Source organism: Ottowia thiooxydans DSM 14619 (genome assembly GCF_000422885.1).
In the GTDB taxonomy this organism is placed as follows: Bacteria; Pseudomonadota; Gammaproteobacteria; order Burkholderiales; family Burkholderiaceae_C; genus Ottowia; species Ottowia thiooxydans.
Genome location: NZ_AUGX01000025.1, coordinates 37,324 through 60,772, shown reverse-complemented (window position 1 = coordinate 60,772; position 23,449 = coordinate 37,324). Strand labels below are relative to the sequence as shown.

20 protein-coding genes are annotated in these 23,449 nt (G+C 58.6%); 16 read left to right on the top strand and 4 right to left on the bottom strand.

The features are described 5' to 3' along the window. Positions 1-178 precede the first annotated feature (178 nt). The 5 genes from G518_RS0118565 (at position 179) to G518_RS0118545 (ending at position 6,115) form a co-directional block, all read left to right on the top strand. Positions 179-1,855 carry a thiamine pyrophosphate-dependent enzyme gene (locus tag G518_RS0118565; RefSeq protein WP_156909458.1) on the top strand — a complete coding sequence of 559 codons (1,677 nt, stop codon included), beginning with the start codon at positions 179-181 and terminating at the stop codon, positions 1,853-1,855. 20 nt (positions 1,856-1,875) lie between these two features. Next, positions 1,876-2,418, top strand: coding sequence for an L-2-amino-thiazoline-4-carboxylic acid hydrolase (locus G518_RS0118560; protein WP_051237010.1), 543 nt, complete (start codon positions 1,876-1,878; stop codon positions 2,416-2,418). Positions 2,419-2,508: 90 nt separating this feature from the next. Further along, entirely contained in the window at positions 2,509-3,267 is a 759-nt protein-coding gene (locus tag G518_RS0118555; RefSeq protein ID WP_028603821.1) for an SDR family NAD(P)-dependent oxidoreductase, read from the top strand. 390 nt (positions 3,268-3,657) lie between these two features. Then, positions 3,658-4,638, top strand: coding sequence for a Bug family tripartite tricarboxylate transporter substrate binding protein (locus G518_RS0118550; protein WP_028603820.1), 981 nt, complete (start codon positions 3,658-3,660; stop codon positions 4,636-4,638). 571 nt (positions 4,639-5,209) lie between these two features. Beyond that, positions 5,210-6,115, top strand: coding sequence for a LysR family transcriptional regulator (locus G518_RS0118545; RefSeq protein ID WP_028603819.1), 906 nt, complete (start codon positions 5,210-5,212; stop codon positions 6,113-6,115). Positions 6,116-6,124: 9 nt separating this feature from the next. On the opposite strand, the gene G518_RS35845 is transcribed toward G518_RS0118545, so the two are convergent. The 3 genes from G518_RS35845 to G518_RS0118530 are packed head-to-tail and all read right to left on the bottom strand — an operon-like array spanning position 6,125 to position 8,844. Further along, the gene (locus G518_RS35845; RefSeq protein ID WP_036595251.1) at positions 6,125-7,327 is read right to left on the bottom strand and encodes an NAD(P)/FAD-dependent oxidoreductase; all 1,203 of its coding nucleotides are present in this window, start codon (positions 7,325-7,327) and stop codon (positions 6,125-6,127) included. Next, positions 7,324-7,701 (bottom strand): non-heme iron oxygenase ferredoxin subunit, encoded by a 378-nt coding sequence (locus G518_RS0118535; protein WP_051237009.1) that lies wholly within the window; start codon positions 7,699-7,701, stop codon positions 7,324-7,326. Before G518_RS0118535 ends, G518_RS35845 begins: the two co-directional genes overlap by 4 nt. 6 nt (positions 7,702-7,707) lie before the next feature. Next, positions 7,708-8,844 carry an aromatic ring-hydroxylating oxygenase subunit alpha gene (locus tag G518_RS0118530; protein WP_028603817.1) on the bottom strand — a complete coding sequence of 379 codons (1,137 nt, stop codon included), beginning with the start codon at positions 8,842-8,844 and terminating at the stop codon, positions 7,708-7,710. Positions 8,845-8,948: 104 nt separating this feature from the next. Here G518_RS0118530 and G518_RS0118525 point away from each other — a divergent pair, with 104 nt between their 5' ends. The 5 genes from G518_RS0118525 to fahA all read left to right on the top strand — a co-directional run bounded on the left by G518_RS0118525 (position 8,949) and on the right by fahA (position 14,871). Further along, positions 8,949-10,220 (top strand): citrate synthase, encoded by a 1,272-nt coding sequence (locus tag G518_RS0118525; protein WP_028603816.1) that lies wholly within the window; start codon positions 8,949-8,951, stop codon positions 10,218-10,220. Between the two features lie 93 nt (positions 10,221-10,313). Then, a complete protein-coding gene (locus tag G518_RS0118520; protein ID WP_028603815.1) occupies positions 10,314-11,972 on the top strand; it encodes an FAD-dependent monooxygenase in 1,659 nt (552 codons plus the stop codon). A 22-nt stretch (positions 11,973-11,994) separates the two neighbouring features. Continuing rightward, positions 11,995-12,978 (top strand): Bug family tripartite tricarboxylate transporter substrate binding protein, encoded by a 984-nt coding sequence (locus G518_RS0118515; RefSeq protein ID WP_036595249.1) that lies wholly within the window; start codon positions 11,995-11,997, stop codon positions 12,976-12,978. 31 nt (positions 12,979-13,009) lie between these two features. Beyond that, positions 13,010-13,546, top strand: a complete 537-nt coding sequence (locus tag G518_RS0118510) for a VOC family protein (protein WP_028603813.1) — start codon at positions 13,010-13,012, stop codon at positions 13,544-13,546. 8 nt (positions 13,547-13,554) lie between these two features. Then, positions 13,555-14,871, top strand: a complete 1,317-nt coding sequence (fahA, locus tag G518_RS0118505; protein ID WP_028603812.1) for a fumarylacetoacetase — start codon at positions 13,555-13,557, stop codon at positions 14,869-14,871. A gap of 570 nt (positions 14,872-15,441) precedes the next feature. On the opposite strand, the gene G518_RS40065 is transcribed toward fahA, so the two are convergent. Beyond that, positions 15,442-15,633: a hypothetical protein gene (locus G518_RS40065; RefSeq protein WP_156909457.1), complete on the bottom strand. Its 192-nt coding sequence runs from the start codon at positions 15,631-15,633 to the stop codon at positions 15,442-15,444. Between the two features lie 243 nt (positions 15,634-15,876). Between G518_RS40065 and G518_RS0118495 the strand changes: the two genes are divergently transcribed. The 6 genes from G518_RS0118495 (at position 15,877) to G518_RS35830 (ending at position 23,316) form a co-directional block, all read left to right on the top strand. Further along, positions 15,877-17,469, top strand: a complete 1,593-nt coding sequence (locus tag G518_RS0118495; RefSeq protein WP_028603811.1) for an ABC transporter substrate-binding protein — start codon at positions 15,877-15,879, stop codon at positions 17,467-17,469. A 49-nt stretch (positions 17,470-17,518) separates the two neighbouring features. Beyond that, positions 17,519-18,460 (top strand): ABC transporter permease, encoded by a 942-nt coding sequence (locus tag G518_RS0118490; protein WP_028603810.1) that lies wholly within the window; start codon positions 17,519-17,521, stop codon positions 18,458-18,460. Positions 18,461-18,472: 12 nt separating this feature from the next. Continuing rightward, entirely contained in the window at positions 18,473-19,426 is a 954-nt protein-coding gene (locus tag G518_RS0118485) for an ABC transporter permease (protein WP_084651974.1), read from the top strand. After that, a complete protein-coding gene (locus G518_RS35840) occupies positions 19,423-21,102 on the top strand; it encodes an ABC transporter ATP-binding protein (RefSeq protein WP_084651972.1) in 1,680 nt (559 codons plus the stop codon). Before G518_RS0118485 ends, G518_RS35840 begins: the two co-directional genes overlap by 4 nt. Before the next feature lie 71 nt (positions 21,103-21,173). Beyond that, the gene (gene pdxR / locus G518_RS35835) at positions 21,174-22,670 is read left to right on the top strand and encodes a MocR-like pyridoxine biosynthesis transcription factor PdxR (protein WP_036595247.1); all 1,497 of its coding nucleotides are present in this window, start codon (positions 21,174-21,176) and stop codon (positions 22,668-22,670) included. 208 nt (positions 22,671-22,878) lie between these two features. Then, entirely contained in the window at positions 22,879-23,316 is a 438-nt protein-coding gene (locus G518_RS35830; protein WP_051237007.1) for a cupin domain-containing protein, read from the top strand. Positions 23,317-23,449: the final 133 nt, after the last annotated feature.

The window sequence follows — 23,449 nt, the reverse complement described above, 5'->3', positions numbered from 1 at the left end:
GCCGCTTGCCCTCACCCCCGCCCTCTCCCAGAGGGAGAGGGCGTTTCTTTTTACCGGTAGCCGCTGTGATGAAGGAGAAAAAATTCTTTCGCCCAGTAGCTGTGATGGTGAGAAGGAGGGTTCCTTTAGGCAGGTGGCGGATGTCATGAAATAGAAAACGAGAGTAAGGAATTTTCGTATGTCAAAAATGACAGGTGGGCAGGCACTGGCCAAGCAGTTGGCGTTGGAAGGTCTGCAAGACATCTTTCTGGTACCCGGGGTTCAACTGGACTGGGCGGTGGATGGCATCCGCGAGATGGGCGATGCGTTTCGCTTGTTGATTCCCAGGCACGAACAAACCACGAGCTATATGGCGGATGGCTACGCACGCGCCAGCGGAAAAATTGGTGTGTGCATGACCGTGCCCGGCCCGGGTCTCACCAATGCCATGGCAGGGCTTTCCACGGCCTATGCGTGCTCATCGCCATTGCTGTCGATCACGGGGCAGATCCACTCCACCACGATTGGTGCGGGCTACGGCATGCTGCATGAGATCAAGGGGCAGTCTGAGCTGATAGGCAGTGTGACCAAATGGCATGGCATGGCCACCACGCCTAGCCAGGTTCCGGCGCTGGTGCGTGAAGCAGTTTCAAAAATCCGCAGCGGTCGCCCGCAACCCGTGGGCATTGAAATTCCCCACGACGTGCTGAGCACCGCTGCCGAGGTAGAGCTGGTTCAGCCGCCGCTGAACACCGACGGCCGGCTCGCACCCGATGCCTCGCAAATCGAAGCTGCAGCGGCAGTGCTGGCTGCTGCGAAGTTTCCAGTCATTCACGCCGGTGGCGGTGTGCTCGCGGCGGATGCTTCCGCCGCGTTGGAAGAACTGGCTTCGCGCTTGCAAGCGCCTGTGATCATGGCGGAGACCAGCCGTGGGGCGATCTCTGATCGGCATCCTATGGCCGTTACCTCCGTGGCGGGGCGTGCCGTCATACGCCATGCGGATGTGGTGCTGGTGGTGGGAAGCCGCTTCATGAACCGAATGGCGCCTGTGCCGCAGTGGGCTTCTCCAGACACCCAGTTCATTTATCTGAACGTGGAAGCTGAGGCGGCGGCGCCTCCGCGCAAGCCGGGTCTGCTGGTACAAGCCGACGCATGCCTGGGGTTGGAAGCGCTCACACGCGCTTTGCCTGCAAGCAACACTTCGCGTGTGCATGTAGTCGAAGCGGCGCGCCAATGGGCAGCGCAACAGATCCGTGAAGTGGAGCCTCAGTTCTCCTATGTGCAGGCATTGCGCCGCGCCATTCCAGATGATGGCTTCCTCATCAACGAACTGACCCAGGTGGGCTACCTCTCCACCGTGGCCTACCCGGTACATCAGCCCAGAACCCTGGTCACCCCAGGCTACCAAGGCACACTGGGCTTTGGCTTCCCCACAGCGCTGGGTGTGGCCGCCGCCATGCCCGACCGCGCCGTGGTGTGTATCACCGGGGATGGTGGCTTCGGGTGGGGGATGCAGGAGTTGGCCACGGCACGCCGCTATGGGCTGAACATGGTGGTGATCGTGTTCAATGATGGACATTTTGGCAACGTCCGTTTACTTCAGCAACAAACCTTTGGCCACACGGTGGGTGTTGAGCTGTGCAACCCGGATTTCCCCAAGCTGGCGGATGCGTTCGGAATTCCTTCGGCCACGGTGTCATCATCGGCCGAAATGGAGACCGCCCTGCGCGGCGCACTCTCGCGTGGTGGGCCGAGTCTGCTGGAAGTTCGTGTGGGGCCTATGCCCAGCGCCTGGCATCTCATTGGCTACAACAGCGTTTTCAAAAGACCTTCGCCTGAACCGGCGGACCCTATCGCCAATTTGTTGAAGAACTGAAGTTCAAGATCGGAGATTCCATGCAGCCAGATCAAGCTCAAGCAGATCAAGCCAAAACCACTGCCGTCGATCCCGCGGTAGCTGATTTACGCACTCAAGTGAAGAACCTGCTCAAGAGCCGCGCCATGCTGATGGCGGCGCTTTTGGACGAGCTGGAACCCGAGATGGGTTTGGAGCGCGCTGAAGCATTGCTCCGGCGTGTCATGCACAAGCGCAGCGAGGGCGCGGGCAAACGCTTTTTCTCTGACTGCGCGCCCAGCAACATGCCGGCGCTGCGCGACCGCTTCATCGACTTTCTTCCAGACCATGGTGGCCTGTTCGAAATCGAGGTCGCGCAATGCGATGCACGCAAACTGGATCTGAAGTTCCATACGTGCCCCATCAAGGAGGCCTACGAAGAAGCGAAGCTCTCGCCGGAACGCATGCAGGTGCTGCTTCGCATTGCCGGAGGCGGAGATGTAGGCTTGTTTGAAGGCGCCGGCTTTGCCATCAGGAACGATACCTGGGCACCAGGCGGTCAGGGCTGCTGCCACTTACATGTACAACCTAGAAGCGGCAGTTGAACGCTTGATACTGCTAGCGCATTCTTCATGAATTTGAACGATCCGCACCTCGATTGCCTTCAGGTTGAACCTAAAAAATGAAAGGTCACTATGCAAATTCGCTTTGACAACGAACTCGTGCTGGTCACAGGTGCGGCTAGTGGCATTGGCCGCTCGCTTGCGATTGCTTTTGCGGAGGCGGGCGCGCGCTTGGTGCTGGTAGACCGCTCGGCCGACCAACTGGCCGCCACTGCCGCGGAGATCAAGGCCAAGGGAGGGGCTGAGCCGTTCGTGCATGAACTGGACATTACGGACCGGGCGGGATGCAGGGCCTTGGCCGCCAAAGTGATGTCAGAAGCTGGCGCAGTCCATCATCTGATCAACAACGCAGGCACAGATGGCAAAGCGGATGTGGGCACGGAAGAAGCGGATGCCGTTTGGGATCGCGTCATCAATGTCAACCTCAATGGCTTGCACAACATGATCGCGGCATTCGTGCCCCATGTGCTGGAAACGCGCGGTACGATTTTGAATGTCGGCTCCACACTGTCTTTCCTGGGAAAGCCGAGGTCCGTCGCTTACGCAGCTTCCAAGGCAGCCGTGCACAACGTAACCCAGTCCCTGGCCATCGAGCTGGCACCACGTGGTGTTCGCGTCAATATGCTGGCGCCTGGTGTGACTGAATCGGGCTTGACTGCGGGTTTGCTCGCCAACCCACAGGCGCTGGCTGACTTCTTGAAGCGGATCCCCATGGGCCGGGCCAGCCGCCCAGAGGAAATGGCCGGCGCCGTGTTGTTCGCTTGCTCTTCCCATGCCAGCTATATGACGGGCAGCACTATCGCCATTGACGGGGGTTGGTTGGCGCACTGAATTGGGGATTGAGACGGTGTTGCTCTTGATCGATAAACACTGCTCGAGCCTGTCGACGCGTTGCACAAGGCTTCGACAAGCTCAGCCCGAACGGTGTGTATTGATTGAATCCCTCTCAACGCTTGCGAGAAACCGTTGAACCTCAGCGTGAACGGTTCTAAATAAGCTCGCTGTAAACGGCTGTGTGGAAAATCAGCCGATTGAAGCCTTGTCGGGCAGGGCTTTTGTCTTCATTTCCCCTTGTCAATGTGGCCTGGGCATGGCAATATTGTTTTATCCGAATAGCGCATTCGCGCGTCCGATATTCGGAATATCAATAGCCCCGCTCGAAGACTGGATAGCTGACTTTGTAGCGGGTGTGTGACCGCCACCGTTTTGAGGTACCCCACGATGAAGTCGATCCACGCTGTACGCACTTTGCTCGCTTGCGCGCTGCTTGTCACGCAAGCTCCCAGCTTTGCGCAAGACAATTTTCCGAACAAACCCGTGAAGGTCATCGTGCCGTTTCCTCCAGGGGGCGGTGTGGATGTAATTGCGCGCATGGTGGGTAACAAGCTGAGCACAGATTGGGGCCAGCCGGTGGTGATGGACAACAAACCCGGTGCAGGCACTCTGATCGGTGCCCACGCCGTGGCCACAGCGCCCGCAGATGGCTATACCTTGCTGGCAGCCACGGCAGACACATTGGCCGTCGCTGCGGCGTTGCAGAGCAAGCCCATCACGCTGCCTGAGAAGACACTCCTGCCACTGACGCAGATCGTTCGCACCCCGCTTCTCATCGCGGTGAAGATGGATAGCCCATACAAGAACTTGTCTGATTTCATAGAAGCAGCGCGCAAGAACCCTGGCCGCTTGTCTTATGGCTCGGCAGGCATAGGGACCATCCACCACATGTCGATGGAAGGCCTTGCAGAACAAGCCAAGGTAGACATCAAGCATGTGGCCTACCGCGGTTCGGGCCCCGCAGTGGCGGACCTGCTGGCGGGCGTCATAGATGTGGCGATGCTGGAGTCCCCCACGGCGCTGCCACAGATCAAGGGGAGCAAGCTGCGGGCGCTGGGCATTTCAACGCCTGCACGTGCGGCAGTCGCACCCGACGTGCCCACCATCGCAGAGCAGGGCTATCCGAACTTCTCAGCCATTTCGTGGATGGGGTTTGCAGTGGCGCGTGGCACACCGCCCGCCATTGTGGAAAAACTTTTCGCCGGTATTCGTGACGCCATCGAAAGCCCGGATGTAGCGCAAAAATTGCGCGGTATGGGGCTGGAGCCAGTGACCAGCAAGTCCACCGCGGAATTCGAACGTTTTGCTGAAACCGAGCGTGTTCGGTGGGCTGCGCTCATCAAGGCGAAGAACATTCACGTGGATTGAGACTCCTCCGGTTATTCCGCAGAGGAAAGCCGCATGACAGGTCAAGCTCCCCCACGACGCAGGACACGGCTGGGTCAACCCCCAGTTCGGTTCGGTGAAGGCCTCGACCGGCGTTAATTTGCATTGCGCCCGATTCCGTAGAGCCCAAAGACCGCGGACTTTTAATTGGCCGCGGGCTCGGCTCGAACGCATCGCGCCATGCGAACTTTGCACACGTTCTGGATAGAATGTCTGCAGTCGCGGCTGTGACGCTTCCTTTCTCCGCACAACCCGCTCTGGTACTTTTTAGTTCGCTACACGTCCTACGATTAAGTGTCGCCTGATCGTCATCAACTCGCCGAAGGTCGGCGCATGCGCTAGCAGCAGCTTTCGAAGATAAGAACGTCACGAATTGAGCGATGAAATTTTCTGCGGAAAACCTTGCATGAAAATGGTCATGCGCGAGCGCGAGTGCAGGACGTCATAGGAAAACTAGGCGCTAGTCTCGCAAGCTAGGCTATATGCAACCAGAGTTCCTGAGCTTGTTGGTGATGGACGACCACCTAGATACGTGTTTAAGCCAGCCTACCGCATGAACATCAGGAATTTTGATCTCAACCTTCTGCGGGTGTTCGCGGCACTTGAGCGTGAACGGAACGTGTCCCGCGCCGCAGACACCCTCGGGCTGACGCAGCCATCCATTAGCAATGCATTGCAGCGTCTGAGACAGCAGTGCAACGACCCCCTGTTCGTGCGAGGCGGGCGGGCAATGGAGCCGACGCCCCTTGCGCTGGCCATGACTGATCCTATCCACCAAGCGCTCAGGCTCATGGAAGCAAGCCTGACACTCGCCACAGGGTTCAACCCCACCTCTAGCAAGCACGTTTTCAATATCGCCATGTCCGACGTCGGCGAAAAGGTGCTGCTGCCGGTGCTGACCGACCATCTCGTGTCCGTCGCACCGGGCATTCGCATCGACGCCCTAAGGATGGCAACGTCGATGTACCCTGATGCACTCCGCACTGGCGCACTAGACCTGTCCATAGGTAACGTCTCCCTGCCTGAGGTGAACTTCTTCCAGCAGCATCTTTTCAGCGACCGCTACGTGTGCATCCTCGCCCACGGCCATCCTCTGGCGGACGAGCCGATCACGCTGGAACGCTTCCTCTCACTGGAGCACGTAATCGCAACCGGCGGCAACGCGGAATCCGTGCTCCAGCAGCACCTTGCTGCGCAGCGCATGAGCAGGAATGTCCGACTATCTGTCGTCCATTACCACATGGCGGCGCTGGTTGTCGCCAAAACGAGGCTGATTGCCACAGTCCCCGAGAACACCGTGCGCGGCATAGGCGGACTGCGCATACTGCCTTTGCCGTTCGAGCTGCCCCGCGCAGCAGTCCGTCAGTGCTGGCACCGACGTGTCCATGTCGATCCTGCCAATAAGTGGCTACGAAGCACTATTTCCGCGCTGATGACCAACGAAGCTCGAGAAGATTGAGCAGGTACATCAAACCTTGTCGAGCCGCACTGTCAAGTCGCGAAGGACATGCGCCGGCGGGCAGACGCCGGCCTTCATCCATCGCTTAGCAAGCTTCAATTCTCTGGCCATGTTCACAGAAATCACGGACTGGAGCACACCCCCCTGGATCTGGAACAAGCAGAATTTGCCCTGCCCTTCATCACCGCGTGTTACCCACTCCCCGTCGCCGCTGGGATAGCCGAGGACCTGGAGCTGGAAGTCAAATTGGTCGGACCAAAACCAAGGAACATCCTTGCCATCTTGGGGTCGGCCGCTGAGATGATCCGCGACCGTCACTGCGTGATTAATGGCATTGGCATAGGACTCGATGCGAATGCGCTCGCCGCTGGTCGCGAGTGGCTGATTGGCAACGTCGCCGCACGCGTAGATGTCCGGATCGGAGGTGCCGCCGAAAGCATCCACCAGAATACCATTAGCAACCTCGAGACCGCAGGCCGCTGCGAGGCCGATGTTAGGTTGCAATCCGACGCCCACCGCGATTAGGTCGGCGTCCAGTGCTCCATCACTCGTGTGCGCGACCAGTCCCCCTTCAGTAGAGAGTTCGATTTTGCTCACCTCGCAGGATAGCTTGACGGTCACTCCCCGCAGTTCGTGCTGTCGCGCCAAGTACCCTGAGACCCACGGTGGCACAGTGCGCGCGCAGAGCCGCTCAGAGCTCTCGACGAGCACGACGTTACATCCAAGCATGCGAGCGGATGCGGCCACTTCCAGGCCGATCCATCCGCCCCCGACCACCAACAAGGTCCGCGCGCGATTCAGGCGCCCGCGCAGCTGTGTGGCATCCTCCCATGTGCGCAGATAGCAGACTCCTGGAAGATCGTGACCCGGCACCTGCAACCGGCGCGCCGAGCCCCCCGTGGCAAGCACCAGTTTGTCGTAGGCCAGCTCGCCATGTCCACGGGTGACGGCACACTTGCGGGCTCGGTCGATTTGAACGACGGTCGTGCCGAGCAGCAAGCTTACGTTCAGTTTCGCGGCCTGCTCGACGGATAAAATGAAGCGCGGCGCACTGTCGTCGGTCACGAAGGAGGCTTTGGATAGCGGCGGCCTCTCGTATGGAGCCCACGGCTCCTCGCCCACCAGGGTGATAACACAATCTGGATCGTTTGCACGAAGCCGTTGCACCACCCAGGCTCCTGCCTGGCCAGCACCGACAATGACAACCCTCATGCGAGTTCCTTTGCGCTCGGGCGCGCACGCAGGAAGATCGAGTTGGCATCGACACGAACCTCATGACAGCGCAGCGCTTCGGTACAGGGTAGTCCCACCGGTTCCCCGGTACGAATATTGAACGTCCCCTCGTGCAGTGGACACTCGATGATGCAGCCGTCCAGGATTAGACCGTCGGATAGGTCGGCATCCCCGTGGGTACACCTGTTGTCGGTTGCGAATATCTCCCCGGCGACGTTGTAGACGCAGACTTCACACCCGTCGAGCTCGATGGCTAGCGTTTCGTCCTCGCCCAATTGGTCATACCGCGCGACCTCAACCCAGCCCTGTGGTGTGCCGCCGCCGGTATGCACCGGACTCTTTATGTGCTCCATGGCCGTTCACGCTGTCATCAGGTCGACATAGTGGTTCTCCATGTGGTGGAGAGCCTCTTCTAACGGCGCCATGGGCCCCGGCTCGAAAAACTTCGAGCCAGACGCGTTCTGCAATGACTCCACCATCATCGCGTCTTCGGCGATGATCTGTTTGACGAATGCCACGTACTTCTCCATCTCCGCGTCGTAGTTGGGGATGGAGGAAGCGCCTTCGGGGAAGAGCATGTAGCAGACCACGCGTGTCTCGCCGGGTGAAATTGGCCAGATATGCCACATCCGCAGGCTGTCGGCCCGCATGGAGAGATTTATGTTCGGATAGATTCCGGCCTTGCAGGCGATGCCGGGCGACTCTTCAGTGGCCCAGGGCAGGGTAGGAAACACCTGCTCACCACCCTTGCTGTGCGGGCGCGCTTCGTAGCGCGTGTGCCAAGCACCGTTAGCCTCCAGGTTAAACCTCAGCTTCTCGCCCTTAACAAAGCCACCGAAGGTGCTGCGGTGGATGACACCAACGTGATAAATGTCGATAAGATTTTCGACCAAGAATTTCCAGTTGCACTTGACGTCGATTATGGCCTTGCGTGCTACCTTGCACTGGTCAGACTGGAACCACCACAGTTTGTCTTCCATGACACCCATGTACTCCTCAAACGGTATCGGGTCCTCCGCGAAGTTCACGAACACCCAACCGCGCCAGATCTTTACTTGCAACTTCTTCAGGCGCGCGTTCTTCATGTCCACCTCCGACTCCTTCATGCCTGGAGCGGCGATCAGCTTACCGTCCACGCTGAACGTCCAAGCGTGGTAAGGGCAGCTGAAATCCTTCGCATGGCCACAGCCGCTAGCCACCGCTACACCGCGGTGCAAGCACATGTTCATGCAGACGGAGATCTCGTCGGGATTCGGCCGCGAAATGATGATTGGCTCGTTCATCACTTCGAACGTTAGGTAGTCGCCCACGTTGGGGACTTCCTCGACCCTCGCGACCGACAGCCAGTGCGTCATGAAGATGCGCTCTTTCTCCATTGCATACAGCTCCGGCGAGCTGTAGACGTGGCCGGGGAGGTGGCGGGCGCGCAGCAGCTTTTCGCGCGTCAGCTTGAATTTGGGGGCCAGGACGGCTAGTTGTTCGCAGGCGTTGGTCATTGCATCTCCAGGTAGGTCGTATCGATGCATTGATTCTATTAATTGACTTGATCGATGTATAGATCGATATTAAAATCGATCCATTTCCCATTTCCAGACCCACCATGACAGCCGCCATCACAACGCAGCCATTCCGCCACGAGTCCCCCGATCGACGTGTAAACGACGTCGACTACCTGAGCAGCGAGGAGGTCATGAAGGTGCTGGGTATCAAAAAGGCATCGCTGTACACGTACGTCAGCCGCGGTCTGGTGAGGACGATCAAGCAACCGGGACAGAAGAAGGCCAACCTGTACCTGAAGGCGGATGTCGATGCATTGCGCACTCGGGGCGGCGACGGCGCGGGCGGCCCCACTATCTCGCACAGCCTGCGCTACGGCGACCCGGTCGTCCAGAGTTGGATCTGCGACATCACACCGGCCGGCCCCCGCTACCGTGGCCATCTGGCGCTGGACCTGGTGGAAGCGCGCAGGTCCTTCGAATACGTAGCCGAACTAATCTGGGGTGGCTTGCCGCGCCTGCGGGACAGCGCATGGGTTAGGGAGCCGGGAGTGTTCGGTGTCGAAGGTCTAGCCGGCCCAGCAGGGTTTGAATCGCGTGGTCACGAATCGGCTACGCGGCTGCTGGCGCGCACGGCGCTGGCGATGACTTCTCTGGAGCGTCCATCTAGTGAGACGGCTTATCTCGGACGCACAGCCGGCATACGCCTGATCCAGGCCTTCGCAGCAGCCGCGGGTTACCTGGGACCACGACGCGCTCCGGAACCGCAGGGTGACAGCGAACACGTCGCGGCCTTCCTGTTGCGAGGGCTCGGAGGTGCTGGCAACGATCCTTCGGCCATCAATGTACTCAACACCGCGCTGGTGCTCAGTGCAGACCACGAGTTATCAGCGCCCACATTTGTCGCTCGGATCTGCGCCTCAACCGGGGTGGATCTATACGCCTGTGTAGTTGCAGCCCTAATGGCGCACTGCGGCCCGATGCAGATGGGGGGTGCCGCGGATCTCGAAGACATGCTGCAATCAGGTGACCCGTCCCCACTCGTGTCCTCGCTGGATGCCCCCTGCTTCGGTCATCCCCTCTACGCCACGGATCCCCGGGCCGAATGCCTGTTGGCTGTTACCGCGCGCTGCACTTCGGTGACGGGGCCAGGACGCCGATTGCTTGAGGCCATTGAATCACTGCGTACCGATACCGGCCGATATCCCAATCTGTTCGGCGCCCTAGTGATCATGGCCCGCGCCCTCGGGCTTCCGCCAGGCGCCGCTTCACTGATCAACACCGTGGGGCGTACCGCGGGCTGGATCGCGCATGCGGTCGAGCAACGTCATGCCGGCTCCATGCTGCGCCCGCGCGCGAGGTACATGGGAGGGTAATGAGCCTCGACGACCGTAAAGCATGTGCGCCCCCGAAAATATTCACGACGTGAATACTAACTCGCTTAAAATCTGATTTGACCATGGTCAAGCATGGGGTCTACCATGACAGCCATGGAAAACACCATCCTTATTATCGGCGCGGGGCCGGTGGGCCTAGCCATGGCCATCGAGTTAGGCAACCGTGGCATAAATTGCATCGTCATTGATCGCGGCGACGGCACGATCGAGCACCCCAGGACCGGCTTGGTCGCCATTCGCACAATGGAGACTTTCCGCAATTGGGGCATCGCAGAGGCTGTGCGCGACTGCGGCTTTCCCGCAGACTACGAGCTATCGATGGTCTTCTGCACGTCGCTGAACGGCCGACTGCTGGATAAGGAACCATACCCCAGCATGGCGGACGCCACGACTCCCCCCGAGACGCCAGAGAAAAAGCAGCGTTGTCCGCAGTTGTGGTTACAGCCCATCCTTCAGCAAGTGGCCGCTACTCAGGCCGGGGTACAGCTGCTCTACGAGCACGAATTTTTGAGCTTCGAGGAAAGCGAAGATTCCGTGACGGTCACCGTCAGGAACCTGCGGTCCGGCGACCTCAGCAAGTTTGCCACACCCTATCTGATCGCATGCGACGGAGCGACGAGTTCTGTACGTGAGCAGGCCGGTATCTCCATGCGCGGCAAGCTGTTGAGTTATTCCGTCAATATCCTGTTCCACTGTCCCGGCCTCGTAGGCAAGCATGCTATGGGCGAGGCCGAGCGGTACATGTTCGTCGGTTCCGAGGGGATGTGGGGAAACCTGACCGTGGTCGATGGTGACGCTACTTGGCGGCTTACGGTGCTAGGCGCGGAAGAAAAAATGAATCTTGCCGAGTTCAATGCCGATAGCTGGATCCAGCGAGCGCTCGGCACCGAGGCGAATCCGGGCCAGATACCGTACGAAGTCTCGTCGGTCATTCCGTGGCGACGGACGGAGATGCTGGCCGAGAAGTACCAAAAGGGGCGAGTGATTCTCGTAGGCGACTCCGCCCACACCATGTCGCCAACAGGGGGCATGGGTATGAACACCGGCATCCAGGAGGTCACGAACCTCGGCTGGAAACTGCAGGGCGTGCTTGCCGGGTGGGCCCATCCTGATCTACTGGAAAGCTACGAGATCGAGCGACTGCCGATAGCCGCGCGCAATATCAGCTTCTCCACGCAGAACTTCAATGCGTGGCGAGACACTCCCGACACCGCCGCAGTCTGCGACGACACAGAAGAAGGCCAGCGCGTTCGCGCCGCTCTAGGTCGGCGTCTGCGCGAGTCGACTCGTATCGAATGGGAGTCGATTGGCCTTCAGATCGGCCACCGTTACGAAGACTCGCCAGTGTGCGTGGCAGACGGTTCGCCTCCAACGCCCGACGATTTCCGGATCTACGTTCCGACCACACGGCCCGGGTCGCGTGCACCTCATTGCTGGTTGGCGGAGCGCCAGTCCACCCTTGACCTCTTCGGCAAGAGCTTTGCGCTAGTGACGTTCCCGACCGCGCAGCAGCGATCCGTTGAAGCCATCCGAAGGGAGTTCAGCACCCACGGTATCCCGCTAGAGGTTATCCCGCTACAAAGCGACGAAGCAGCCCAGTTGTATGAGCAACCAATGGTTCTCATCCGGCCCGATGGGCACGTCGCCTGGCGCGGAAACGAAGTGGATTGCGCCGCGCGAATCGCTGACACCGTGCGCGGCGCGTTGATCAACGCAACCGCCCCGCATTGACGATTATTCCAGGAGACAAAAAATGAAGATATTCCCCACTACCAAACGATTTTTCTGCGCTGCGGCCGCAACCTTCGCTGCAAGCGTCGTGTTCGCGGCGGACTCGTGGCCGCACAAGCCCGTGCGCCTGATCGTGCCCTACACCGCCGGTGGCAGCAATGACGTGGTAGCCCGCGTCTACGGAGAAAGGCTGTCTGCCTACTGGGGACAGCCGGTCATCGTAGAGAATCGACCCGGCGTAGGCGGGAACCTCGGTGCAGCGTTCGTGGCGAAGTCTCTGGCAGACGGATACACGCTGTTGATCACGCCGAATAACCTGCCAACCATGAATCCGTACATGTACGCCAAGGAGAAGCTGGGCTACGATGTCGCCAAGGACTTCGAACCCATATCGATGATGGCCCAGGGGCCAATCCTGCTCACCGTGAACGCAAAGCTGCCGGTGAACTCGGTGCGTGAACTCGTCACCTACGCGAAGGCCAATGCTGGCAAGCTAAGTTATGCGTCAGCGGGTGTAGGAACACCCCACCACCTGACCGCTGAACTGTTCAAGTCGGAAGCTGGTATCGATGCACTGCACGTTCCCTACCGAGGTGCAGCTTCGGCAGTAACGGATCTGGTGGGAGGTGAGGTCCAGATGATGTTCGGCATTCCAAATTCGCTCATGCCCTTCGTCAGGACCGGGCAACTCAAGGCGCTCGCGGTAACCAGTAAGGATACGGTGGCTAGCCTCCCGGGCATTCCCACAGTGGCTGGTGCCTATCCAGGTTTCTCCTCCGAGCTCTGGATCGCACTCATGGCCCCAGCAGGCACTCCCAGCGCCGTCACTGAGAAAGTTCGCCAGAGCCTGGCAAGGGCAGCCAAGGATCCGCAAGTTATAGCGAAGCTGGAGGCCCAGGGACTGCAATCCGTGGCAGGTTCCCCTGCAGAGCTTAGATCGGCGATCCAGTCGGAGTCGGCCCGTTGGTCGCACATCATCATCAACAGCAAGATCACTGCCGAATGAGCGCGACCGCACAGGACTTCTAATAATGACAATGATTACCCAGGGCGTCCACCACGTCGCGTACCGATGCGTTGATGCGAAGAAGACAGTGGAATGGTATGGACACTTCCTGAAGATGCCATTCGTGCTCGCCATCGCCGAGAATCAGGTGCCTTCCACTGGTGCATCGGACCCTTACATGCATGTGTTCCTGGATGCTGGTGGTGGCAACGTGTTGGCGTTCTTCGAGATCCCGTCATCACCGTCCATGGACCGAGACCGCAATACGCCCAAATGGGTACAGCATGTCGCCTTCAAGGTAGCATCGATGGACGCACTGCTCGCAACCAAAGCGCGACTAGAGGCAGATGGCATTGAAGTCATCGGTCCGGCCGATCATGCCCTGTTCAAGAGCATCTACTTCTTCGACCCCAACGGCCACCGCCTGGAGTTGGCCTGGGATTGCGGAACGCCGGCGATGCATCAGAGGCTGGACGAGGTAAAGTGGCTGATGCTTGACGAGTGGGATCGCACGCGGCGTGCCCCGCAACACGCCGCGTGGATGCATGACAGTAGCCTCGCTTTGTAGGCGTCTCGATGCGAGAACTGAACGAAACGCATAACCCGACACTTGCCAGCTGGGTCGTATCAGCGAACCAGGGCGATACGGACTTCCCGATTCAGAATCTGCCATTCGGGGTGTTCCGACGCAAAGGCAGCAGCGAGCCGTTTCGTGGAGGTGTCGCCATCGGCGACCAGATCGTGGATCTTCCACGTATCGCCGCCTCGTGCCTCGTTTCCGATCAGGCGAAGCAGGCTGCCGAGGCCGGGGGAATGAAAAATCTGAACGCGCTGATGGCATTGGGTCCTTCTGCCTGGAGTGCACTGCGTCTCGCCCTGTCGCGCCTCCTGCGGGACGGCGCGGCGGGCCAGGCACTAGTAGGTTCGTGCCTAGTCCCTATGAATGACGTGGAGTACGACTTGCCCGCGCACATTGGTGACTACACGGACTTCTACACTTCCGTCCACCACGCCACCAATATCGGCAAGCAGTTCCGTCCGAACAATCCACTTCTGCAAAATTACAAGTGGGTGCCCATCGCGTACCATGGCCGAGCTTCGAGTATCGGCGTATCCGGGCAGAGCTTTCGCCGGCCGTTAGGCCAGGTCAAGGACGCAGAGACAACAACACCCGTGCTCACACCGACGCGCAGCCTGGACTTCGAACTCGAGCTGGGAATATTCGTCGGGATGGGCAATCGTCCGGGCGATCCCATCCCCATTACAGATGCCGAAGAGCACGTATTCGGCATCTGCCTGCTCAACGACTGGTCAGCGCGTGACCTGCAAGGATGGGAATACCAGCCCCTCGGCCCGTTCTTGTCCAAGAACTTCGCGACTACCATTTCGCCGTGGATTGTGACGCTAGAAGCGCTCGTTCCGTTTCGGCTGCCGTTCACGCGTGAAACAGCAGATCCCCAACCGCTCCCGTATCTGGACAGTACGCTGAACCGCGCGTCCGGAGCGATCGACATCCGACTGCAGGTCGGACTGCTAACGGTCGGCATGCAGGCTGCAGGCGCGCACGCAGACTACATCGCCGAAACCAGCTATCACCACGCGTACTGGACGATGGCACAGATGGTCACGCACCATTCAGTCAACGGGTGTGATCTACGGCCCGGTGACCTGCTGGGCACCGGCACGCTCTCTGGACCAGGGACAAACCAGGCCGGCGCCTTGATCGAACTCACGGCAGGGGGAAAACGTCCCGTTCACCTCTCATCGGGTGAAAAACGCATCTTCCTGGAAGACGGTGACTCGGTGGTCTTGAGAGGCTGGTGCGAGCGGCCTGGTGCGACGCGGATCGGTTTCGGTGAATGTTGGGGGACGCTGCTTCCAGCGCGACTCTAACGTTCGACACTTCGTGTCTGCCACCGTCGTCATTTTGCTGAAACGGAGCGTGTGCGGTAGGCTGCGCTCATCAAGGCGAAGAACATTCACGTGGATTGAGACCTGCATCCCCATACGGCAACGCCCGTGGTTGCTGTATTGAGACGGATGACACTTGCATTAGATTCTCAGCTTGTGGGTGTTGGATGGATCCGAGATCTTGTTCTCGTCCTTCCCAGATAGCTGGAAGGCGGATATGTTCGCGCCAATCAACCCGGCGTGGGTCCAAACACAATAGCAAGGCGCTAGAGCAGACCGCCTGCATCACGGTTGGATGCCGCGCTGCGCACAAAGATCGCTACTGTGCCCTTGTTGGATAGCGCGTAGGAGAAGCTGTTGCTTTCCCTTGCGCTGGTGGCGGCCGCAGTCTTTGCTGTGCGGCTGCACCGAGTGAAGTGAGGGTACGTTGAACACCCGGCCGACTTCCTCTGCGTTCTAACCGGAGAGGCTCCGGGTATTTGGTCAACGACGGGTAGACCACTTCCTGGGGCATCGCCGATGACCCTAGCGCCCCAGAATGGGGCACGCCCATCAGGCCGCTGAGTCGATGTTTGACGAACCGTGCCTCCGCTTGATCACCGTCAACGAAGTGACGCGCTGACGAGCTATCAGCACGTTGTTGCTCTTCCCACCAGCGCAGGCCTGCACGATGCACGCTCGCAGCTCCAGCGGCTTGATCTCCTGGCGCTTAGCTTCAGTCAAAGCCCATGTTGATTGGGGCATTCCACTCGTGGAAGCTTCGCCGAGTACACACAGCACAGGAGAGCCGCCCAGGCTCGGCAACGGCTCAATGGGCCTCTAACTCACAGCATTCAAGAACAAAGTGGACTTGGATTCACACCTGAAGTGGATTGATGGCGGGCGAACCATCGAGTGTGTAATTCCTTCGCCCTAAGAACGTATTCACGATCTAAGAAGCCGAGCTCGCTGCCGAGATGGCCCTTTCCACGAACCTTGAAAGCCCAAATGAAATCGCAGAACAGAAAATCCTTGCTCACATCCTTATTCCTGACTGCGGCCGCGAGTCTGCTGCTATCAAGCGCAGCTGCCGCACAGAACAAAGTCCTCAAGGTCGTTCCGCAGACCAATCTGTCGGTTCTCGACCCGATCTGGACCACAGCCTACGTCGTTCGCAATCACGGCTACATGATCTATGACACTCTGTTTGGAACGGATGAGAAAGGTGCGATCAAGCCCCAAATGGTGGACACATGGAGCGTCAGCCCCGATGGTTTGCTGTGGAATTTCACATTGCGCAAGGGACTGCAGTTCCACGACGGCGCGCCCGTAACTGCTGAGGACGTAACGGCGTCGCTAACCAGGTGGGGTAAGCGCGATCCAATGGGACAGCTGCTCTACAGCTTCATTGACAAGCTTGACGCACCGACAGCGGATACCTTTCGCATCCATCTAAAGCAGCCCACCGGCATCATGCTTGACGCACTTGGAAAACCGTCCTCGAGCGTCCCATTCATCATGCCAAAACGCATTGCAGAGACGGATCCGTTCAAGCAAATCGAGGACTACATCGGTTCTGGCCCTTACGTATTCAAGCGCGACGAATTCAAGCCTGGTGACAAATCCGTCTACGTCAAATTCGCCAAATACGTACCTCGTCAAGAGCCGGCCTCCGGCACCACGGGAGGGAAACATGTTTACGTTGATCGTGTGGAGTGGAACCTCGCATTACGCGATCCGCAGTCGCAGGTGAACGCCCTGAGGAACGGGGAGGTCGACATGATCGAGCAACCCGGTTTCGATTCGTACGCGGCACTCTCTGCCGACAAAGACATCAAGAGCGTCAACGGCAACACGCTAGGCAGTCAGTTCTCACTGCGATTCAATCACCTGCAGCCACCGTTCAACAACATCAAGGTTCGCCAAGCCGCACTTGCTGCATTGAGCAATCAAGAGGCGTTCTTGAAGGCACAGGTCGGCATCAAGGGGTATTACAAGATCTGCTATTCCATGTTCATTTGCGGAACGCCGTACGGCTCTACCAAGGGCTCCGAATCGTTCTCGAAATCAAACATGAAGATGGCACGGGACTTGCTCAAGGCATCAGGCTACGACGGCACCACAGTCCTGATCATGAAACCAACCGATCTGCCATCCATCGACAAACTACCTGACGTCGCAGCTCAATTGTTGCGCCAGGCTGGCTTCAAGGTGGAGCTTGCTGCCATGGACTGGAATTCTGTCGTGACGCGGCGCGCCAAAAAAGATCCGGTGGCCGCCGGAGGTTGGAGTATTTTTACAACAACTATCGTCTCGCCTGATCTCTGGAGCCCCGCGTCGAGCCTGACGTTGAGTGCCGAGGGTGAGAAATCATGGTTTGGTTGGCCTTCAGACTCGGAACTGGTGGCATTGCGCAAGCAGTTCGCTGTCGAGCCGGATATGGCAAAGCGCGTCGCTATTGCAGAGGCGATGCAAGCGCGCGCTTATGAGGTGGTCATGTACGTCCCGCTCGGGGAATACGTCAATCCGGCGGCCATGCGCAAGGAGGTCACTGGTCTGGTGACCGGGCCTGGCAACTTCTACTGGAACCTGAAGAAGTGAACGAGCGCACTTCTTGCTGTGCCCCCCCTGAACGCGGACTGGATTGCCCATGCTGAACTTCGTTCTGAAGCGGATCGCTGCGACGATCCCTGTCATGTTCATCGTGGCGGTGGGCGTGTTCCTGTTGCTACGGCTCACCCCGGGTGACCCGGCCAGTATCTTGGCCGGCGATGCGGCTTCGGCGGAAAACGTGGCGGAGATTCGCGCCGCGCTTGGGCTTTCTGAACCGCTAACGACACAGTTCGGGCTATGGATTGGCCATGTGCTTGGCGGCGATCTGGGGCAGTCCTACTACTACAAGGCTCCGGTCAGCGAACTGATTGCTCATCGTATTGAGCCAACATTTGCGTTGTCTCTCTTTTCCATCGTTCTCGCCGTGTGCTTTGCAGTGCCTCTTGGCGTACTGGCAGCGTGGCGGCAAGGAGGCTGGCTTGATCGTGCATTGATGAGCTTCTCGGTGTTGGGATTTTCCATCCCTTCATTTGTGCTCGGTTACATGCTGATCTGGCTGGTATCCATGAAGTTGGGCTGGCTCCCGGTACAGGGGTATCGACGTCTCAGCGACGGGGTAGGTCCATTTTTCTACCATCTGATCCTTCCGTCCCTGACACTCTCCATCGTCTATATCGCGCTGATCGCGCGTGTCACGCGCGCCAGCGTTCAAGAGGTACTTTCTCAGGACCACGTGCGCACCGCACGTTCCAAAGGCCTGACAGAAATGCGCGTGTTGATCGTGCACGCACTGTCCAATGCTGCCGTGCCGATCGTGACCGTGATCGGCATCGGAATTGCCTTGCTCATGGGCGGGGTGGTTGTCACCGAGTCGGTTTACGGGATTCCGGGCCTGGGCCGTCTGACCGTCGATGCGGTGCTTGCGCGTGACTTTCCCACCGTACAGGGAGTGATTCTGTTCTTCTCCATGGTGTATGTGCTGATCAACCTGCTCGTTGACCTGTCATATCTCCTGTTGGATCCACGGATCCGCTACTAGTTAAACGTCTTCATGAACACTAAAGCCACAATAGTTGCAGTAGCTGCTTCATCGCTGCCAAACCGCTGCGGTGATGCAATGGTGCAGAAAAAGCGCACAGGCATATGGAGCCGCGTACGAAATAACTGGTCCGTGCGGGCGGGCGGTGCCGTGCTGGTATTTTTGCTCTGCGTTTCCCTCACGGCTCCCTGGCTTGGCACCGTGGATCCCACGCTTTTCGACGCAGGAAGTCGCAACCTGTTGCCTAGTGCAGTAGGGGAGATGACTTCGCTTGAGGGGGATGTCGCACCGCACCACTTCTGGCTGGGATCGGACTCGCTTGGACGCGACATCTACAGCCGCGTGGTCTATGGCGCTCAAATTTCGCTGTCCATTGGGGCGGCCTGTGCGGCTATTGCTCTTTTCTTTGGATTGCTCGCGGGATTGGCCGCCGGTTACTTCAAATGGTTTGACATGGCGATCATGCGCCTGATGGACGGCATCATGGCTGTCCCCGGAATTCTTGTAGCCATCGCGCTGGTGTCTTTGTGGAAAGGCTCGCTCACCACAGTCATCGTGGCGGTGGCCATACCTGAAATACCCCGCGTGACTCGCCTGGTGCGCTCGCTCGTACTTTCTCTTCGCGAAGAACCCTACGTTGAAGCCGCCATTTCACTGGGCACACGTTCGTTTGGTGTGATCTTCAAGCACTTGCTGCCCAATACCGCTGCCCCGCTGATCGTGCAGGGCACCTATGTGTGCGCGTCTGCCATGTTGACCGAGTCGGTGTTGTCTTTCCTTGGCGTAGGCTTGCCCGCCGAGCTTCCTACCTGGGGCAACATCATGGCTGAGGGACGTGCAAGCTTCCAGCAGTACCCACATAACGTGCTATTTGCCGGCATTGCCCTGGCTCTAACCGTCCTGGCGGTAAACATCTTAGGGGATGGCCTGCGCGACACCCTGGATCCCAAGAAAGCAAAGCGATGAAGCCCGTATTGAGCATCAGTAACTTGAACGTGGCGTTACCGGCAGGTGGAGACCGACAACGTGCCGTGACTAACGTCAACTTGATTGTCAACCCGGGCGAGGTCGTATGCCTCGTTGGCGAGTCGGGTTCTGGCAAGTCCGTGATTGCTCACACGATCATGGGCCTTTCCCCGGATGAGCTACCAGTACTGTCCGGCGAAATCCTGCTAGAGGGCGAGAACCTGCTGAAGGCCTCGCAGTCCCGGTTACGAGAGCTGCGCTGTGTTCGGATGTCGATGGTGTTCCAAGAACCGATGACGGCCCTGAACCCTGTCATGAGATGCGGTGCTCAACTTGACGAAGTTCTTCGTATGCACACTGACTGGGCGCCCGAAAAGCGACGCAGCCGCATTCGTGAAATTATCGATGAGGTGCAGTTGCCGGACCCCGATCGAGTGATCAACTCCTTTCCGCATCAGCTCTCGGGTGGCCAGCGCCAGCGGATCATGATCGCCATGGCTCTCATCATGGAGCCGGTGCTCTTGATCGCAGATGAGCCCACTACGGCGTTGGACGTCACAACCCAGGCGCAAATTTTGCGCCTCATTCGAGACTTGCAAAGGAAAAAGGGCACCGGCGTTCTGTTCATTACGCACGACTTCGGTGTCGTCGCCGACATCGCGGATCGCGTGGTGGTCTTGCACCTTGGGGACCTGGTTGAGACACAACAAACTCTCGCCCTGCTCAACTCACCAAAGCAGGCATATACCCGTATGCTGATAGACGCGGTCCCTTCACTGAAGCCGCGCCAGCGCATACCCGCCAAGACCGCTGAGGCCCCTGAGACTGTGCTGAAGGTCACAGGCTTGAAGAAGGAGTATGAGCGCCGGGGCTTTTTTTCCAAGACTGCGGGCTTACGCGCGGTCGATGGTGTGGACCTTCAAATCGGGCGAGGCCAGACGCTTGGCATCGTAGGAGAATCGGGCTCGGGAAAATCTACGCTCGCACGCTGCGTTGCGCGACTCATCACGCCAAGTTCGGGCTCAGTCCAGCTCAACGGCAGCGAGATCGCCACCATGAGGGCAGGTCAACTTCGCCCGCTACGTCGCCGTGTACAAATGGTGTTCCAGGATCCGTATCGCAGCCTTAACCCGCGTTGGACGGTGGGCGACTCCATCATAGAAGGCCCGCTCAATTTTGGCGTGTCGAAAGACGCCGCAATGCGGCGAGCACGGACTTTGATGGAAACTGTTCAACTTGATGCGCGGGCGCTTGACCGCTATCCCCACCAATTTTCTGGAGGACAACGTCAAAGGATCTGTATTGCCAGAGCACTCGCGATGGAGCCAGAACTTCTGATAGCTGACGAAGCGGTTTCAGCGTTGGATGTGTCGGTCCAGGCGCAGGTTTTGGCACTGCTGGATGAGATTCGCTCGAGCATGCAACTGGCGATGCTGTTCATTACGCACGATCTGCGGGTGGCGGCGCAGATCTGCGACCACGTCGCGGTCATGTCGCGAGGTCGTGTGGTGGAGTATGGTTCGGCAGAGCAAGTGTTCAGCGCACCGAAGCACGAGTACACACAGACACTGCTTGCCGCCGCGCCGGGTCGAAGCTTCTCGTTCGGATGCGAGCCGGAAACGCCGTTGAGTCGTCCGATTGAAGTCGCGAGCGAAGCGAAATTTCAGATTGCATAAGCTGCGCCCTACCTACGAACTTGTTCCAGGATAGAGCAAGAATGTCTGCTGAACCTTGGATTGGAGATTGAATGAGGAGAACAGGCCAAACCAAGTGGGCAGAACTGCGCGAGATTACCGTTGACCGTGATTCGACCACGCAAATTTCTCGTCAAATCTACCTGCAGCTGAGGCAAGCGATTATCAGCCGCGCCCTTCCCGCGGGCAGCAGACTTCCCTCATCCAGAATTTTGTCGGAGCGCTTGCAGGTCTCGCGCACGTCGGTCGTCACGGCATTCGACAATCTTCTCGCCGAAGGCTTTATCGAAGGAAAAAAGGGCTCTGGCACATTCATCGCCGAGCATCTTCCAACGGTGGGTGGACGCGGGTTGATGCGTGCGGCAGCCTCCGACAGCGCGTCTCTTCGAATGCTTTCGGATGCTGGCTATCGCTATCAAGATGTTCTACGCGAGAGCACCGTCTTTAACGATCGACCATTCAGCCCAGGTCGCGTTTCCGTAGACGTCCCAACGATCGAGGCTTGGCGTCAGATCACGGTGCGCCAGGCGAAATCGATTGCCACGGATGTACTGGGCTATGGCGATCTCTTCGGGCGCGAGTCTTTTCGGCAGGTGATCGCCGAATATCTGCGCGCCTTCCGATCAGTCAACTGCACTGCCGACCAGGTCATCGTGACATCAGGAGCACAGCAAGGCATCGATTTGGCCATCCGCGTGCTCCTCAATGCCGAGGACCCCGTGTGGATCGAGGAGCCCGGGTACAGGGCCGTGCAGACGGCATTGAGGGCAGCCAACATCATTACAGTTCCAGTGCCCGTCGATGAGAGCGGGCTCTGCGTCAAAGTCGGCCTTGAGAAAGAGCCGCGCCCGAGGGCTATCTTTGTGACACCGTCGCATCAGTATCCCACTGGTGCGGTCATGTCTATCGAGCGCCGGTACGAGTTGCTCCATGCAGCCAACGAGGCCGATGCATGGGTCGTAGAGGACGACTACGACAGCGAGTTTCGTTACGAGGGAGCGCCCCTTCCTTCGTTGCAGGGCTTGGATCAGTCGTCACGCGTGATCTACGTCGGCACACTCAGCAAAGTTTTATTCCCTGGCATCCGGACTGGATTTCTAGTGGTGCCACTCGATTTGGTAGAGGCATTTCGCGGCGCACGCTTTCTGACCGATCGCGGGCCACCAGCCGCGCATCACGGCGTGCTTGAGGAATTTATGCGGGAAGGCTATTTCACCAGCCACATTCGTCGGATGCGGCAGCGCTACAGCAGCATTCTCGAAGAATTCGTGCCGCATTTGCGCTCGGCACTAGAGCCTTTTGCAACGATCGCCACGCCTGACTGCGGCATGCGCTTCGTTGCGTATCTGAGAGAAGACATCGATGATCGGGAAGTTGCCGCCGAAGCAGCACGCCGCGGGGTAGTCGTCAGACCCATCTCACCAATGTATCTGGACGGCGGTGGACGGTCAGGGCTGGACATATGCTTCACAGGTTACGACCGCACGCTGCTCATGACCGCAGCTACCCGCCTTGGTGACTCCGTTCGGCATGTAGCTAGCCGCCGCTGAAGGCCTTTCCTTTTGCAAGGTTTGCGCTTCGGCACATCGCGCCTCTTGAGTTTCATATCCGGTCTAGCTCACCAGAGAAAGCGTAGTCATTGGACGTGCTGAAATGGTCTTGTATGCGGTAGGAAAGTGGACATTTTCTTCAGCACATTGGACCTCTACGATTGCCTCGGCAGCAATCGGCTGCGCACCATAAAGCAGGAGGCTTCCCATGGCTCAAGGCATTTTCAACACTATTTCGTACGTTACAAAAGAGACGCTCACCCAAGGGCCCATTACGCCCGGTCAGAACCGGATGAAGGCATTTGCAACGGACGGCCTGTGGGTCGGCGAGTGCCATGTCACCGCGTACGACGACCCTAGCCAGTGGCATCACCATGCCAACTACGACAGCGTGATGTACATGCTGTCTGGTCGAATCCGCGTCGATTGGGGCCAAGAAGGCGAAAGATCCTTTGAAATCGGCAAGGGGGACTACGCGTTCTTCCCACGCGGAGCGATCCATCGCGCACAGATCATTGAGGGGGAAGACGTGCGCTATGTCTTTGTGCGCCTCGGGGTCGGCGAGACTGTGATGAACGTTGACGGCCCCGGCTTCATCGACCCCGATACCGGCAAACGCATTTTGGTATCGGTGGTGGAAAGCTGACACGGCGCTAACGGTAGCGGCATCGCTTGCTGATGCTGTGCGCAAGAGAACCTCGGAGCACGCGACAGCATGAGCTTCGTCGCGGCCTTTCTGCGTTCCCGCATAAGCCCGGCGGCTTCATTTCTTTCACTCC

Bases quoted from the DNA above. Each gene is read 5' to 3' on its own strand.
- G518_RS0118485 (WP_084651974.1), top strand. From the start codon at position 18,473: ATGAACACTAAAGCCACAATAGTTGCAGTAGCTGCTTCATCGCTGCCA.
- G518_RS0118515 (WP_036595249.1), top strand. From the start codon at position 11,995: ATGAAGATATTCCCCACTACCAAACGATTTTTCTGCGCTGCGGCCGCA.
- G518_RS0118520 (WP_028603815.1), top strand. From the start codon at position 10,314: ATGGGGTCTACCATGACAGCCATGGAAAACACCATCCTTATTATCGGC.
- G518_RS0118545 (WP_028603819.1), top strand. From the start codon at position 5,210: ATGAACATCAGGAATTTTGATCTCAACCTTCTGCGGGTGTTCGCGGCA.
- G518_RS0118530 (WP_028603817.1), bottom strand. From the start codon at position 8,844: ATGACCAACGCCTGCGAACAACTAGCCGTCCTGGCCCCCAAATTCAAG.
- G518_RS0118510 (WP_028603813.1), top strand. From the start codon at position 13,010: ATGATTACCCAGGGCGTCCACCACGTCGCGTACCGATGCGTTGATGCG.
- G518_RS0118535 (WP_051237009.1), bottom strand. From the start codon at position 7,701: ATGGAGCACATAAAGAGTCCGGTGCATACCGGCGGCGGCACACCACAG.
- G518_RS0118550 (WP_028603820.1), top strand. From the start codon at position 3,658: ATGAAGTCGATCCACGCTGTACGCACTTTGCTCGCTTGCGCGCTGCTT.
- G518_RS0118560 (WP_051237010.1), top strand. From the start codon at position 1,876: ATGCAGCCAGATCAAGCTCAAGCAGATCAAGCCAAAACCACTGCCGTC.
- G518_RS35830 (WP_051237007.1), top strand. From the start codon at position 22,879: ATGGCTCAAGGCATTTTCAACACTATTTCGTACGTTACAAAAGAGACG.
- G518_RS0118525 (WP_028603816.1), top strand. From the start codon at position 8,949: ATGACAGCCGCCATCACAACGCAGCCATTCCGCCACGAGTCCCCCGAT.
- G518_RS35845 (WP_036595251.1), bottom strand. From the start codon at position 7,327: ATGAGGGTTGTCATTGTCGGTGCTGGCCAGGCAGGAGCCTGGGTGGTG.
- G518_RS40065 (WP_156909457.1), bottom strand. From the start codon at position 15,633: ATGCCCCAATCAACATGGGCTTTGACTGAAGCTAAGCGCCAGGAGATC.
- G518_RS0118495 (WP_028603811.1), top strand. From the start codon at position 15,877: ATGAAATCGCAGAACAGAAAATCCTTGCTCACATCCTTATTCCTGACT.
- fahA (WP_028603812.1), top strand. From the start codon at position 13,555: ATGCGAGAACTGAACGAAACGCATAACCCGACACTTGCCAGCTGGGTC.
- G518_RS35840 (WP_084651972.1), top strand. From the start codon at position 19,423: ATGAAGCCCGTATTGAGCATCAGTAACTTGAACGTGGCGTTACCGGCA.
- pdxR (WP_036595247.1), top strand. From the start codon at position 21,174: ATGAGGAGAACAGGCCAAACCAAGTGGGCAGAACTGCGCGAGATTACC.
- G518_RS0118565 (WP_156909458.1), top strand. From the start codon at position 179: ATGTCAAAAATGACAGGTGGGCAGGCACTGGCCAAGCAGTTGGCGTTG.
- G518_RS0118490 (WP_028603810.1), top strand. From the start codon at position 17,519: ATGCTGAACTTCGTTCTGAAGCGGATCGCTGCGACGATCCCTGTCATG.
- G518_RS0118555 (WP_028603821.1), top strand. From the start codon at position 2,509: ATGCAAATTCGCTTTGACAACGAACTCGTGCTGGTCACAGGTGCGGCT.